The 13558-nt window shown below is 44.9% G+C and carries 18 protein-coding genes and 1 pseudogene; 6 read left to right on the top strand and 13 right to left on the bottom strand.

Annotated features, from left to right (window positions below):
• Window positions 1-88: 88 nt before the first annotated feature.
• The 3 genes from HRE53_RS31875 to HRE53_RS31865 all read right to left on the bottom strand — a co-directional run bounded on the left by HRE53_RS31875 (window position 89) and on the right by HRE53_RS31865 (window position 3259).
• Window positions 89-748, bottom strand: a complete 660-nt coding sequence (locus HRE53_RS31875; RefSeq protein ID WP_235112643.1) for a hypothetical protein — start codon at window positions 746-748, stop codon at window positions 89-91.
• 544 nt (window positions 749-1292) lie between these two features.
• Complete coding sequence (locus HRE53_RS31870) at window positions 1293-2732, bottom strand: serine/threonine-protein kinase (RefSeq protein WP_255801657.1); 1440 nt, start codon at window positions 2730-2732, stop codon at window positions 1293-1295.
• A 56-nt stretch (window positions 2733-2788) separates the two neighbouring features.
• Window positions 2789-3259, bottom strand: coding sequence for a hypothetical protein (locus tag HRE53_RS31865; protein ID WP_235112641.1), 471 nt, complete (start codon window positions 3257-3259; stop codon window positions 2789-2791).
• 112 nt (window positions 3260-3371) lie between these two features.
• Here HRE53_RS31865 and HRE53_RS31860 point away from each other — a divergent pair, with 112 nt between their 5' ends.
• Both HRE53_RS31860 and HRE53_RS31855 read left to right on the top strand, forming a co-directional pair.
• Window positions 3372-4160: a PD-(D/E)XK nuclease family protein gene (locus tag HRE53_RS31860; protein WP_235112640.1), complete on the top strand. Its 789-nt coding sequence runs from the start codon at window positions 3372-3374 to the stop codon at window positions 4158-4160.
• The gene (locus HRE53_RS31855) at window positions 4157-4597 is read left to right on the top strand and encodes a hypothetical protein (RefSeq protein WP_235112639.1); all 441 of its coding nucleotides are present in this window, start codon (window positions 4157-4159) and stop codon (window positions 4595-4597) included. The genes HRE53_RS31860 and HRE53_RS31855 overlap by 4 nt, the downstream gene beginning before the upstream one ends.
• A gap of 783 nt (window positions 4598-5380) precedes the next feature.
• On the opposite strand, the gene HRE53_RS31850 is transcribed toward HRE53_RS31855, so the two are convergent.
• Window positions 5381-6658 (bottom strand): transposase, encoded by a 1278-nt coding sequence (locus HRE53_RS31850; RefSeq protein WP_235112638.1) that lies wholly within the window; start codon window positions 6656-6658, stop codon window positions 5381-5383.
• A gap of 29 nt (window positions 6659-6687) precedes the next feature.
• On the opposite strand from HRE53_RS31850, the gene tnpA reads away from it, so the two are divergent.
• The 3 genes from tnpA to HRE53_RS31835 all read left to right on the top strand — a co-directional run bounded on the left by tnpA (window position 6688) and on the right by HRE53_RS31835 (window position 8055).
• The gene (gene tnpA, locus HRE53_RS31845) at window positions 6688-7101 is read left to right on the top strand and encodes an IS200/IS605 family transposase (RefSeq protein WP_235112636.1); all 414 of its coding nucleotides are present in this window, start codon (window positions 6688-6690) and stop codon (window positions 7099-7101) included.
• A gap of 205 nt (window positions 7102-7306) precedes the next feature.
• Window positions 7307-7855, top strand: coding sequence for a leucine-rich repeat domain-containing protein (locus HRE53_RS31840; RefSeq protein WP_235112634.1), 549 nt, complete (start codon window positions 7307-7309; stop codon window positions 7853-7855).
• A 32-nt stretch (window positions 7856-7887) separates the two neighbouring features.
• On the top strand, window positions 7888-8055 hold the full coding sequence (locus tag HRE53_RS31835; RefSeq protein ID WP_235112632.1) for a leucine-rich repeat domain-containing protein: 168 nt from the start codon (window positions 7888-7890) through the stop codon (window positions 8053-8055).
• A gap of 431 nt (window positions 8056-8486) precedes the next feature.
• Here HRE53_RS31835 and HRE53_RS31830 read toward each other — a convergent pair whose 3' ends face one another.
• The 6 genes and pseudogenes from HRE53_RS31830 to HRE53_RS31805 form a co-directional block, all read right to left on the bottom strand.
• A complete protein-coding gene (locus HRE53_RS31830; RefSeq protein ID WP_235112630.1) occupies window positions 8487-8870 on the bottom strand; it encodes a hypothetical protein in 384 nt (127 codons plus the stop codon).
• 43 nt (window positions 8871-8913) lie between these two features.
• Window positions 8914-9198, bottom strand: coding sequence for a hypothetical protein (locus HRE53_RS31825; protein WP_235112628.1), 285 nt, complete (start codon window positions 9196-9198; stop codon window positions 8914-8916).
• Window positions 9199-9491: 293 nt separating this feature from the next.
• Window positions 9492-10008: pseudogene (locus HRE53_RS31820) on the bottom strand (hypothetical protein).
• Window positions 9992-10252 carry a hypothetical protein gene (locus HRE53_RS31815; protein ID WP_235112626.1) on the bottom strand — a complete coding sequence of 87 codons (261 nt, stop codon included), beginning with the start codon at window positions 10250-10252 and terminating at the stop codon, window positions 9992-9994. The pseudogene HRE53_RS31820 and the gene HRE53_RS31815 overlap by 17 nt, the downstream one beginning before the upstream one ends.
• 166 nt (window positions 10253-10418) lie before the next feature.
• Window positions 10419-11300 carry a hypothetical protein gene (locus HRE53_RS31810; RefSeq protein WP_235112624.1) on the bottom strand — a complete coding sequence of 294 codons (882 nt, stop codon included), beginning with the start codon at window positions 11298-11300 and terminating at the stop codon, window positions 10419-10421.
• Entirely contained in the window at window positions 11297-11452 is a 156-nt protein-coding gene (locus tag HRE53_RS31805; RefSeq protein ID WP_235112622.1) for a hypothetical protein, read from the bottom strand. Before HRE53_RS31805 ends, HRE53_RS31810 begins: the two co-directional genes overlap by 4 nt.
• A 473-nt stretch (window positions 11453-11925) precedes the next feature.
• Here HRE53_RS31805 and HRE53_RS31800 point away from each other — a divergent pair, with 473 nt between their 5' ends.
• Window positions 11926-12387 (top strand): hypothetical protein, encoded by a 462-nt coding sequence (locus HRE53_RS31800; protein ID WP_235112620.1) that lies wholly within the window; start codon window positions 11926-11928, stop codon window positions 12385-12387.
• Between the two features lie 106 nt (window positions 12388-12493).
• Here HRE53_RS31800 and HRE53_RS31795 read toward each other — a convergent pair whose 3' ends face one another.
• The 3 genes from HRE53_RS31795 to HRE53_RS31785 all read right to left on the bottom strand — a co-directional run bounded on the left by HRE53_RS31795 (window position 12494) and on the right by HRE53_RS31785 (window position 13534).
• A complete protein-coding gene (locus HRE53_RS31795) occupies window positions 12494-12772 on the bottom strand; it encodes a hypothetical protein (RefSeq protein ID WP_235112615.1) in 279 nt (92 codons plus the stop codon).
• Between the two features lie 77 nt (window positions 12773-12849).
• Complete coding sequence (locus HRE53_RS31790) at window positions 12850-13104, bottom strand: hypothetical protein (RefSeq protein WP_235112614.1); 255 nt, start codon at window positions 13102-13104, stop codon at window positions 12850-12852.
• A gap of 85 nt (window positions 13105-13189) precedes the next feature.
• Window positions 13190-13534 carry a DUF3768 domain-containing protein gene (locus HRE53_RS31785; RefSeq protein WP_235112613.1) on the bottom strand — a complete coding sequence of 115 codons (345 nt, stop codon included), beginning with the start codon at window positions 13532-13534 and terminating at the stop codon, window positions 13190-13192.
• Window positions 13535-13558 lie beyond the last annotated feature (24 nt).

The following is a 13558-nucleotide window of genomic DNA, read 5'->3' as shown; positions in this document are numbered from 1 at the left end:
TTATGCCCTATTAACAAGGGTTACAGCAACAAATATACCCCCAGAAAACCCAGCCCCCAGGCAAGCCCAGAGGCAAGGTGCGCTATGTTCATAGCTCGGAGTATTTGGCATCTTCCTGTCTGAGCAAGCCAGAAATCGACGACTCAACTTTTTTCTTAGCAGTCCGACGCTTATCCCCGCCACTAGCCACAACAGGAGTCGGGTCTTGAGGAACGGCTAGCTCATCATCGAGCGGGTCAGGGTCGAAGACCATAACAGGGGATTCCTCTACTTCGCTGATAGGCTCCTCCACCTCAGCCACAGCCTCCTCCAGGTCTGCCGAACTGTCAGGAGCCAGATCCTCAGCCACGACTTCAGAAGTATCCTCAACCGGACTGTCGGCCAGGAATGCCTGGGTCTGAACTTTGAACCAGTCAATAGCCTTATTGTGCAGTTCCCAATGGGCATCAATCCGGTCGGTGAGCTGGGTCTTAATGAGCGCCTGGACGAACACTGTCTCTTGCTGACAACCTTTGCGGAAGACAGCCACAGCATTTCCCTTGACCTCCTCAAAGATGGGGCCGTGCTTCTGGCTCACCTTGGATAGGCCCCAGGAGCAGAGAGCAGTGAAGTTTTTCCAGCCCTGGATTTCCTTGCGGATGACGAACAGGAAGGCTTTGTTTGCAGCTTGGCCCACTTGGGTAGCGGCGGTGTCGATGACCTCGTTGTGGTCGGCTTGTTTGACGGTGATGCTAGTAATCAATTTCATGTTTTTGTCCTTTAAGAATGAATAGTGGATAAGGCACGACTGGTATTTGCAACCAAGTCGGCCATGTTGATATTGAGAAAACGGAAAGGGAGGTCTTAGCCTCTTGGGGAATATACCGCCGCTAAAAATCAGGCTCGATTTGGAGCCGTGGGCGGGATGGCTTTGGAGGAAAAACTTTGGGTTGGGGATGTCCCCGTTCCGGCCCGCTCTAACGATCGCGGGGTCGGGCGTTTATCGAGCTGCCTTCTCGCTGATTTGAAGGGTAATCAGGAACCTTTGACTAGATTCATCTTAGACCAGCCAAAACTTGGAATCAAGGGATGCATACTAGGCATTTCTTATCTATTATTTGGGATAAATAAGCAAATGCTAGAGTGCTTGGTCCGCGATCCTTTTTTTAGTAGTTTTTTCTGGGCCTGCGAGATAATTTTGATTCGCCCCACGTAACGCTTCATCAGACGGTTTATCAATCAATCCCAAGGCCGTAAAAACCTGTAGTTGTAGATCACGGCCACCCCGACAAGCCCGATCCGGGTTGGTGTGCTCAATTTCGTTCAGCGTTAATCATCACCCTAGCTGACATCCCTAACCCTGCCAAAAACGCTCCTAAGAAAATCAACATCATTATGATTTTCATGATGAAAAATATATGATTGACGCCTTGAGCCAGTTCTTTTGAGGCTCCCATATCAGCCACCAGATCATCTTTCAGATCATAGAGAATAGGAAATCTAGGCAAAATGCCACCGTCACTCTCAGGTTCTTGGATCGGTTGTTCAATTACTGGTGGCTCTTGGATAACTTGGGAAGAATCAGGAGATATGAGGGTGACAGCTACCCCTAAAACAGTCACTGTTGCAACAATGGCTGCAAGAGGTCTAATGAATATGGCTAATGGCCCAGGCTTATCCCACTTTTGAACGTACTTTAAAAAACTACCAATAGAAGACTCATGATAAGCGTTTGCTCTGGTCTCCCAGTTAAAGCGGTTGGCTAAGGTCACCCACTCTTCTAAGCTGCTATCGTTTTCTCCCTGGTCTTGCCGAAAATATGCCGTAGAAACATCTCTTTCTTCAGATGTCATATGCAAGAAAATTTCAAAGCGTTTGAACCAGGCATCAGGTTCGTTTTCTTGCTGCTCCCACGGGAAAGTCGAATCAAGGTTCAGCAAGTCCTCTTTACCCTGCTCCGGCAGCTCATTGAGGGCTTCTAAAACTTGAGACGCCTTACTGTATCGATTCTTCAGCCCCCGTTCTAACATTTTGTCGATAATCAATGCTAATCGTTCGGTAACTGGCTGTTTGCAGAAATTACGCCAAACAAGAGTCCCGGTCTCTATGTCCTCGAATTCAAATGGTGAAGCATAGGTTAGTAAGTTCGCGCAGGTTAATCCCAGGCTATAGATATCGCTAGCATAGGTAGCCTTTCCTCTCGCTTGCTCTGGTGAAATAAATTTGGCCGATCCAATAGACGTTCCAGTTTCAGCCACAACTGTGGTCTCTAAAGGCTTGGAAGCACCAAAATCAACTAAAACCAGCTTCTGATCAGATGATCTACGAATGATATTTTCTGGTTTGATATCACGGTGGATCACCTTGTTTTGGTGGACGAATTGGATTACGGGCAAGATATCCAATAGCAAATCAATTATTTCTTGCTCGTTGAAAGTTCCAGATTCATCAAGTTCTTCCTTTAGCGTTTTTCCGGGAATAAATTCCTGGGCTATAAATCGCTCATCATTTTCTTCAAAATAATCAATAAAAGAAGGAATTTGATCGTGATGGCCGATCTTTTTAAGAAGATTACATTCTTGATCGAAGAGTCTCAGGGCTTGTGAGCCAATATTATGTTGCTGCGGATTGAATTGTTTAAGAACAACCCGCTTCCCATCAGAGTTTTCAGCCAAGAGGGTTCGCCCAAAACCACCTTGGGCAATTTCGCGAATAATGGAATAGTTACCAACTGTATCCGTGGTAGTTGTCATTGTTTTTTCCCTTGATTGGCTTATGGAAAAGCTCGGTTGAGTCTATATTTAGGGATTTAATCGCGCAGATATCTGCAATAGCAAAACTTCATCCACAAATAAAAACCCAATCCGCCAGTGAGAAGAAGTGCCCACAACGAGAGGGTCTGATTCATATCTAGCGTAAAAACTGGCTCCTCTACGACTTCTTCTCCAACGGCTTCTTTAATCGGCCTGAATGTAACCTTGCTCAACGGTCCAGCAATGGTTGTGAACATTATCCACGAACCACCAATGGCGAGTCCTAGTATCCAAGATATGAAAATGACAATTTGAGTATTTTCTTGGTCATGAAATGTCATGAGTTTTTCCCAAACCGAACCAACAAATCCTAGTGTCATACCCTTGCTATCAGGGGGTAAACGATTCTGTTGAGACTTTCCTTCTTGTAGAATGATGGAGCTTAAAGACGTGGATCGACTAATTGAGTCATCCACTTCCTCTTGAAAGATTTTCTGTTGTTGCTTTTTCTTGAATAGAGCAAACATAATTCTTCTCCCTTGTTTGGCATATTACTGGAAAATCTTGGTTGAGTCCGTGTTTTTAGTTTTTTGTTAAAGCCTCCTGATCTACACTGGAATATACCCCTGGTGCCAATCGATGGCTTATCCCCTATCCGCCACGAAGCTCATTACCTACAAGCAATGCCCACAGGCTTACAGCTTCAAGTACGAGCGGGGACTCTCTTCACCCTCTGCCTTCGGTTCTCCCAAATTTGGGAATGCCCTGCATGGCGCACTTGCAGACATATACAAAGATTGGAACTACGCTTATCCCCTACCTTCACTAGATTGGTTTGCTGTCTGCTGGCAACAACATACCGGAGAGCTGACCCCAGCCCAGATCCATGAGGGTTGGATGGCTTTGCAACTCTACTATGAGAAGTATGTTGCCCCACTACCCATGATTCGTAAACCCCTTGGGGTTGAGGCAAAGCTTAAAGCCAGTTTCCAGGTCAACAACATCGAGTTCTCCCTCTCTGGAAGATATGATCGGTTGGACTTTACCGACGATGGCCTGGAGCTGATCGACTATAAGACCAGCAAGACAATTGCTCCATCCAATGGAATCGATTTGCAGCTGGGACTCTACTACCTGATCCTTGAGCAGACTTATCAAAAAGCCCTTCAGAAACTGAGTCTCATTTATCTAAGGCAAGGCCAGAAAATCACATTTGACGTAACCCCAGAACATCACCAGCAGGTTAGAGAGCTGATCGGGGATATGGCTTTGAAGCTGAGGGCGGATCAGGACTGGGAACCGGATGTGGGAGGGCACTGCGATCGCTGTGGGTATCAGAAATACTGTCCAGCGAGATCGGAGAAGCCGGAACCGCTACCGGAGGGGACGAAGAGAGGGCGGCAGGTTCAGTTGGTGCTGGGGTTATGAGTGGATTGGAAAAGATGGATTTTCTTATTAAACCATACGAGAGTGCTGGCCCAGTTAAGCTAGGAATGACTCCTAAACAAGTCCGCAAAGCTTTGAACTGTTTACCTAAAACATCTATAAATCCTGACTCTGATGAAATTAGAGATCATTTTGGGAATTTTGGGCTCAATATAGGCTATAGAGCTCCCAGTCACCGTTGTGATCGCATACTTCTTTTTTTGCCAGCAAATCCTATTTTTCTAAATCGTAGTCTACTTAAGCGGCTATCTTTTGAGAAGTTAAATGAATGGATCAAGTCTATGGATGAATCAGCTATCATGACTGGATTTGAATGTGTATCATATAAATTTGGGTTTGTTCTAATCACTCCAAGTTTTAAGTTATTTAAACATAAGCGTCCTAAAGAGGTTATTGTTTTTAAAAGAAGGATTCTATGATCGTCTTAAAAACTAATTACTAACATATTGAGCAGTATTAGTTTAAGAAAATGATAGATATTATTTCATCTGTCAATACAATCCAATGTCTATCTTGTAGTTGACTAATTAATATCAACAGACATCACTTGATACGATTCGACAACTATTTCTAATCCTCGGAAATCGACTCTTTCGCCAGTTCCTCATCAATCGCTTTAATCTCTGCATGCCCAGCATCATGATGTGAATCCCATCTACTTGCAAGAACAAGCATGCTCACTCCTCCCGCTAAACATACCGTTGACAAACCAAAGTGCAGCCTCATCGCGGATATGTCTCCTCCATATAGGTCTGTCGAACCCTTAGATGCCTGCCAAAAAAAACCTAGATACAGCAATGCTGCTATTCCCCTAAAAAAAATTTTCATGCCACTCCGTGTGTTTTTTTAGTAATCTAAACTTGCTTGGAATATACTTTTTGCCCCTGAGAGGTAGCTTGGCGATTGGTCACTCACCAAACGTTCCATCGTTTTTACCACTCTGTACAGCTAGTATCCCCCAGCAGAAAAACATGGACGAGTTGCTGTGCCAATGCCAACGGTATCACCCAATGGGCGCATCCAACGATTAGATATGCCTCTGATTCTCCGGTGAAATAATAGTCGAGATAGACTTTGCACTGATTTGCTACTTCATAATACGAGCAACCCAACTTATAAAACTGAGGCGGGTCTCTCTCCAAATTCACAAAGCCCTCAATGCCAACCTCTGACCGATCAAAGCGTTGGATTTCAATGATGAACTACCCCGCCCTAAGAGGAACGGTGTTTCCGTCCTGCTTAGTTTGAGATTTTGCACGCTTCTTCGCCCCAAGTTGCCTCATGCTTCCGCAGTCAGTAGAGCTTGGCGACTCCACGTCTAAAGAGGCCAATTCCTGACCCCTAGCCCAAATCAAATTAACCTGAGCCGCATTAACGTCTCTATCCTCAATGTGTCCACACCTTGGATTAGAGCATTGATGTACCCGGTCGCTGAGCGTCTTAGGCGTTAACTCCCAGCACTTGGAACAGCGTTGAGTGGGCTTGAGTTTGCGAGTGGGAGATTCCAGATAAAATCCTCCAGCTTCAGCTTCCTTGTAAGCCAACATCTTGCCAATCGTGGCAAACCCTACAGACAAGATAGACCGATTAAGTCCAGCCTTCTGTTTCTTACGCTTGCCCTTCTTAGCCTTGCGAGTCATACCAGACACATTTAACTGCTCTCCTGCAATCAGGCTATTACCGCTCACTATCTTGCTGGTGATTTGATGCAGCCAATCGTGTCTTTGGCGTGTAACTCTTTGCTGTGCTTTTGATTTACGACGTTGTGCAGTCATCCATCGCTTGGAGGGGTTAATTCCTTCCTTACGATTAGGTGATCGCTTACGTCGTAATGCTTTTGATAGGTGTTTGACCAACCGCTCCCCGTCAGCAATGAACTGGGGTTTAGAAATTTGCTCACCCGTCGATAGAGTGATGGCTTCCTTACAGCCCAAATCAATACCGACAGCCCCCGGTTGAGTTGAACGCACGGGAACACATTTGACGGTAATCGAGGCATACCATTTACCCTGTCGATAAACGATAGTGCAAGTGGTTGGCTCTCCCCAAGTCCTAGCTTGGCCCCGCATCCTGATCAATCCAAGATTCGTGAGCTTCAGGTGACCATGCTTACCCTCCGTCTGGGCTTTCCAGCCTGCCTTACAGGGGTAGGTCCAACCCGAATAATGACGAATACTCTTGAATCTGGGGTATCCCCGTAATCCTTTAAAAAATGCATTGAACGCTAGATCCACTCGTTTGAGTGTGGCCTGCAATGCATGAGACCCCAGGACAGTAAACTCAGGCCATTGTGCTTTAAAGGCAGGCAAACAGTTTTGTTGAGCGAAGTAATCAACGCTAATCCCCCAGCGCTTATACATATCACGCCGCTCTGCCAGTGCCGCATTGTATAAATAACCATGCAGTCTACGCCACTTAAAAAGCTGTCGTTCTTGGGTAGGTGTGGGGTAAAGCCTGAAGGTGGTACGGCGTGTTAGCATACCTCTATTCTACCTTTACCTATAGGCAATTGAAAGCTAAGCATCATAAAGGTTCTCACTCTGTTTACTCTATTTACCTACATCTCGTTTTTGTCACTAAATATCGACGCCAAATCATTACGGATGACATGCTCCAAACCATGAGTGAAGTATTCCAGAGAGTCTGTAAGGCGAATAAATCAACCTTGATGGAACTCAATGGCGAACCTGACCATGTGCATTTAATGATTGATTTGCACCCCAATAACAACATTTCTAAACTGGTGGCGAGTCTCAAAGGTGCGTCCAGTCGTGTTGTGAGAAAAGAGTTTGAAGAGGATGTGCAGAAGGTCTACTACGGTAAGCCTGTCTTCTGGTCTAGTTCCTATTATGTGGCTTCGGCTGGTGGGGTTCCTCTAGGAAGAATTAAGCAATATATCCAGAACCAGAATGGATTTGACTAATTATCGATGCCGCTGCGCTCTATCGACGGGCTATCCTTCCCCACCCTATTGAGGGATGGGGACTGACACCGATTTATTCAGTTTGGGCTAACGTAAATGTTAGGAAACCAGTTTTATTTTTCAGAAAAGGAAGAAAATAGCAGGGTGATCTAGACTTGAGTACAGTTATTCTTTTTTTCTGAGGAAGCTGAAGGATATGTCACAGATGAAGAGATTCTCCAAAGAAATAGTGATGTTGGTAGTTCTAGCAACGGGTCTATGTAACTTAGTGAGTAGACAGTATGTTGCACTGGCAAATCCGGCTAGCGAAAATTCTACACATCTGGTGAAATCAAAGCAGCCTCAAGTAGATGGAGGCTATGCAGAAGCCCAGCGTCGGATTCAAGTGGCAAAAGAGACACAGGCATCTGAATTAGATTTGAATCGTCTATCTCTTTCCCAACTCCCCCAAGAAATCGTAAAGCTCACCAATCTACAAGAGCTATACCTTTCAGACAACCAACTAAGCAACCTGCCACCTGAAATCGTAAAGCTCACCAATCTACAAAAGCTATACCTTTCGGGCAATCAACTGAATAGCCTATCACCAGAAATCGGACGGCTTACCAATTTGAAAGCGCTGAACCTCTGGAATAATCAGTTAAGCAACCTGCCACCAGAAATTGGACAGCTTAGCAATCTGAAAAGGTTGGACCTCCAGAATAATCAATTAAGTAACCTACCCCAGAAATTGGACAGCTTACCAATCTGCTAGGGCTATTCCTCAAAAGCAATCAACTAAGTAGCTTGCCACCTGACATCGTAAAGCTTATCAATCTGAAAGTACTAGACCTTTCGAGCAATCAACTGAGTAGCCTGCCAATAGATATAGAAAAGCTGCGTCAATCAACAAACATAGCAATGAGAGGCAATCCATTACCCCCTCATATCCTTGAGGAATATGAACCGCGTTGACTTTTAGTTTAGGGAACTACTTGTCCAGAAATCACCTTGGTCTATAGCTCGAAAGTTAGATAGACAGAATCGGACGATAGAAATTATCATAGGCTTGAAGCTTTTTATGCTGTAAGCTTTTCCCAAAAAAGGTTTCAAGCTTTTTAGACTGTGATTGTTTATTGCGAAGTTATTACGCGAACGCCAAGCACCATCTTTGCAATCCAGGTTAAACCCATAAATTAACCGCAAAGGATCAACAGCTTCATAGGAAAGGGTAAAAACTGAATCGTTATAGGTGAACTGAGTGCTAGCATCTCGAAGGCTTACCCTCCGTTCAATGTGGAAAAACGAGGTGTTGATGACCTCGTAAATGCTCGTGCCAAAAACTTCCTGAAACTTATCACACAGCATTTGCTGGTGTTTCGTGATGGGCTTATGGCTTACGTGCATCAATTATCCTTAAAAAGATCCAGCAACTTCATGATGGGATGATAGCCATCTGTTTGTCCACAGGATCGTTGTCGATAATTAAATTTTTGACCGAAAAATGAATTGTAGCTATAGCAAAAAGTATCACCCTTTTTTAGTATCAAGTATTCCGACCGAGAAGTATTGACTGGCTTGAGTTCGCCATCATCGCGATAAAAAAGAGTATATGTTGCAGAATTCAGAAATGTCCTTGATTGCTTATCCTTGGCAAATACTTTGACTGGTTCTGGAGCCAACTGGTAAAAGGCTTGAAGCCAGAGATGGTAAAGCACTCCAAACCACAAGCATATTAGGGCAATCAGAAAAACAGCACGTCGATAACGAAATATCCGGTAGTCCTCCATGAGAACCTCCCATTTGAAATTAGCTAATTTGGACTGGATATTTTCAAACCACCACCAAGACTTTCGATTCCATCTTCGGCTCAACACCTTCTGATATCTCCTCTGCCTCCAACTCTTGGTCCATCTCACGAAAGTTTTGGAGATATTCTGCTGTTGGACTCAGGCCCTGTCGCTTCCCACAGTCCTTGCAGATAAAACGCCGATAAGGGTAACGAGAGGATTCATGGATCAATACCTGGGATGCGATCGCAAACTTCAAATTGTGGCAAACAAAACAACGATCCATATGCGGCTCATGGAGGAGCTGCATAGCTTTTTTATTGAACATGAGTAAATTCTCCTTGAGAAACAGAAGCAATCAATGCTTCAACTAAGGGCGAGTCCTATTTCCGGGAGTCGCCTCTTTACTGAGTTTTTAGTTCCACAGCAAAAGATTTATAAAGATCAAATGGATTATTTTGCTGCCGTGGTAAATTCTGAATCGATTGTGAACAGCAATCATTTTTGGGCGACTTACTACACTCCAAGTTGCCCTTTTCCCATCCTCACAAAAGCCCTTGATATCCTCCTGGCAGTACTCTGTTAGAGTCTTCAGGGCTTGCCAGTCGATGGTCAGGTTCATCAGCCACGCTGAAGTTGAACCACATTAGCCTTGGCTTTTCTGGCGATTTCCCTCCAGTTGGTCTGTTCATCCCATGCCTGGAAGACCTTCTGACCCATCAGCCACACGGAGCAAAACAGTACTTTATCTTCATCGGCGGGGATGGCCTCAATGGTGATGGGGTAGCGAAGATGGTCCGGTGTCAAGCTTGCGAATCGCACTCAAGAACCCTTTCGTAAACGTGGACTCTGAACCCGCCTCTAGAGTGCAGGGACGATGGGCCTGCATTTTGAAACGAAGCTTGCTCTTGGGTTTTCCTCTGTATTCCCCATTAATGAATTCAATGCTGGTCAGATACCCCGTGAGGGCAGGGTAGGGAAGTTCCACGGGTTGGGAGTCTGGACTCAATGTATACCAGGTATTGGTTTTGGCTCGATTGCAGAATATCGCTAAGCCCCTAGGACTTTCGCCAAAACCCAACGGTCGGATGTGGGCTTGCTGTTGAGATGGGGTTTGGGGTCTATCTTGAGTTTGCATCGTTGGTAGCCTCTTGGCGAAGGGGTAGGGTAATTTCATGAGGCTGGGTTGGTAGACTCAGTGATACCGCCAGTAACTCCGCTACACCGCGAACCAGGGCAACCTTGCCAGCCTGGGAAAGATCTGGGAGGAGACTTGAGATCTGCTCAAGGATGGGATGATCGGCAGAATCGGTGCAGTAGCTGGTGACGTTGGTCTGTGGGGCACTCGCCTTTAGGGTGAGTGGTGGGATTGAAACGGTCATAGGATTTTCTCCAGATATGCGAAACCCCCAGCGGAAGGCCAGGGGAATTTATAGGTGTGCAATGAATTAATAGGTGTGAAGTGGGAGGACTGTATTGGAATGCGATGAACTTCGAAAAAAATAGGAGAACGATTATGCTATGCCACCACTATCCCCTAATCTTCTGTTATTGAATGGCAGCTTGTTGTTGTTTTGCATCCCAGTAATACAGAAACAATACAATCATGGGAAATACAAGCAAGATACTGCTAATACACTCGACAATTACCGCAAGGAAAAAGTTTTCATCTTGCCCTATGAATGCCAGCGGTAGATATGCAATATTTGCGATTACCAAAATAGCTATTACCACACCAAGAAAAGCCAGAATCATTGACCCTAATATATTCCATCTTTTCCCTTGAGTTAATTCCGTACTGAGATTACGGGCACTTGCTCCTGTCTTTCCTTCTAGAACAACAATTGAATCAATCAGTGCAAAACGTAATGACAGAATGATACCAGGAATAATGAGAGCGATAAGTCCCACAAACACTATCAAATTAGTAACAACACGAGTGCTTAATAGTTTAAAGCTCTTTCTCGCTGCATAGGACATGGATTCACTATAAGTTGCCTGTAACCCTTGTTTAAGCTGAGAAAGGACATGTATGATTGCCCCAAGATAAATCGGCCCAAATGCCAGCTCAATCGCAGTGGCAATCCTAAACTCCTGAACGAAGATTCTATACTCATCTCCCCCCAATGATTCTGGAAAAACATATAGGCGCAGATACACCAATAAAATAGTACCCGGCAGCCAGACTGTCATCACAATCAAACTAAGTAATATCGAGTTCTCTGTGAGCAGCTTAGTTGCCTCACGAAGCTTCTGAATCATAAAAGTTTCTAACCATTTTCTGAACAAATTCTCGTTGTATTTTTCTAATACATCGCTTCTTTCAGAGTGCCCAGCCAGAATATATTTTTCTATCAAAAAAATTAACTTACTTTGAATCTTATTGATATCGTTAAAAATTTGAATTACAAGTGATAACAACTGGCTCAAACTTTGCACCAATACACCAGCCGCAAGTCCATCGCAGCGACATATTCCCTGATGACCGACCCAAGACTTTCCTGAGTCTGGGCCTGCTTGAAGTCGATGATTTGGAAGTTAAGGCCATTCCAAACCAGAATTTTGGCAAGATGAATTTTCATGAAAAATAATGCTATCGATTCGGAAGGAAATCCAGATATCAGTTCAGGATGCCCACGAAGTCTAGGGAAAAGAAAGAACCCCGACCAGGAGCAGCCGGGGTAATAGGGAGTAGCCGAAGATGGAGCCCTAAAAGCCAATCAATGAGGGGAACGCACAGACATCAATGGGGATGAGTATTGTTGAGCGCTAACTTTTCTATGGCTATTAAGTTACATCTCTAGCCAAAATCCAGCTGTAAATTTGGGTACAGATTGCTAAATTCTGGGCCAAAAGAGGGAAAGAGAAGAAAAAGTTGGGGAGGGGGGTGCTGGCATCAAGCCGTGGGAGCTGCAAACCCTTCCTTGGTCCGATCCAGGCTGGCCTGGACTGCCCTGATGCCAAGGGGATTATCAAGGATTGCGACCGTCACAAATTCAAAGGATTGACAAAGCCAAAAGCGTGGTTAGAATGTCGGCAAAGTTTCTGGGTGTGAATGATGTCAGACTGCCAGGTAGATTGGTTTGGGTTTGCTCTCAATAAAGGGTTTCACCTTCTTGAAGAATTCACCCAAGGCATAAACCTCCCCAGTTGGCTTGCTCCCCTAAGTATGGTGGGAGTCTTAGCAGCCTTGATCAAGTTGCTGCCCTCCATTGAGAAAGGCTCATTTCTAGCTGGCATTGGAGGCTACCTGCTTCTAGGCTTATTGATCGTTAACGTGATCGCCTTGTCGATTTTCGTCTGTTTACCTGGAAAATTAGTTACCTTCAAGTCCAGTTCAGCGTCACGGACAAGGCTAACGCTATTGAGACTCCTGTTGATGGGTTTTTTAGTAATGCTGAGGGATGTGATTAAAGTGGCATTGCATCTTGCCTTTGATCTTGTACTCCTGCTCTTCGCCGCTTTGACCTACCCTTCAAGGCAGGATAAACAACAGTTGAACCTTCAGGGATGCTAAAGGGATTGATTTTAGGAGACTTGGGTTTTCTCCAGAAAAAGACATAGAAAAACACCCCAGCAGCAGGGGCCAGGGCACTTGTTGTTATTAGTTGACGAGATGGGGGTCAGCGGTTGCTTTCCGTCAAGAGATCAATAATCTCTCTTTGACCTTGTTCTAGTGAATCCAATCTGCTATCAAGACTATCTACGCGTGCATTGAGAGAAGTCACTGAAAGCTCTAGCCGATCTAACCTTGGAGTGATATCCGTGGCAATGACTGAACGAACCACAAAGACAAGCACAAATAAGGAAGCAGCCAATACCGAAATCACCGCAAGAGCAATGGTTGCAAGCTGTGCAGAAATCGTTAAGGCTTCATCTAAGTTTTGAGTTGTTGATTTCATAAGAATCCTAAATCCTTAGCTCAGAAGCAAGACCCCATCCTTAGACAATGAGTGCTTGCAGGAATGATACTTGGAAATTAGCGGTTGGTGACTACTGGCAGTATGACGGCAAGAGCCGCAGTTACGATCATGCCAAACGCAAGATTAACCACTTGCTGACTAGCTTTTTGATAGGTTTCAACCTTCTCGTTCGTCTTAGTAGTTTGCTCTTTAAGCTCACTTATATCTTCTTTGACTGTTGATAGGTCTTCTTTGACCGTCTTCATATCTTCTCCGAGGTTACTCAGAAGAGATTCAATGCGATCTAATCTGTCAGGGGATGTCGTTGTCATATCTTTTGCCCTAGTTAATATCATTGTACCAATCAAAATTGAGAAGCACCCCGACCAAGAATCAGGGTGCAAATAGGAGGAGACGCTAGTACTCGCTGGAGTGCATCAGCGTTAGAACCCTTATAGTTTTGGTTAAATCACCTGGATCTTCCGAGCCATGCACAAGATCTGGGGCATAGTAATCAATTTTCCAGTTGAAGACTTCACCCTTGAACTCAATAGCCCCAAAATCATGTTCCCCATATGGATCGTTGCCCGGTGTGAAATCATCGAATGTGCGGAGAAGTCGAAAGAGTTCCTGCTGATCCTCGGACGAGAGACCATTGATACATTGAGTGGGGCGGACCTGACCTAGGGTATGGTCGCCTTGTCGAAAGCGGTCATTGAGTTGAGCAATGGTGGGGGCTTGGGTTGCTTCGATAGTTGCCATAAGATTGTGTCCTCTGAACTTACC

This window comes from Acaryochloris sp. 'Moss Beach' (assembly GCF_021497025.1).
In the GTDB taxonomy this organism is placed as follows: Bacteria; Cyanobacteriota; Cyanobacteriia; order Thermosynechococcales; family Thermosynechococcaceae; genus Acaryochloris; species Acaryochloris marina_A.
The sequence above is the reverse complement of the archived record's forward strand: the minus strand, read 5'-3'. Positions and strand labels throughout refer to the sequence as shown.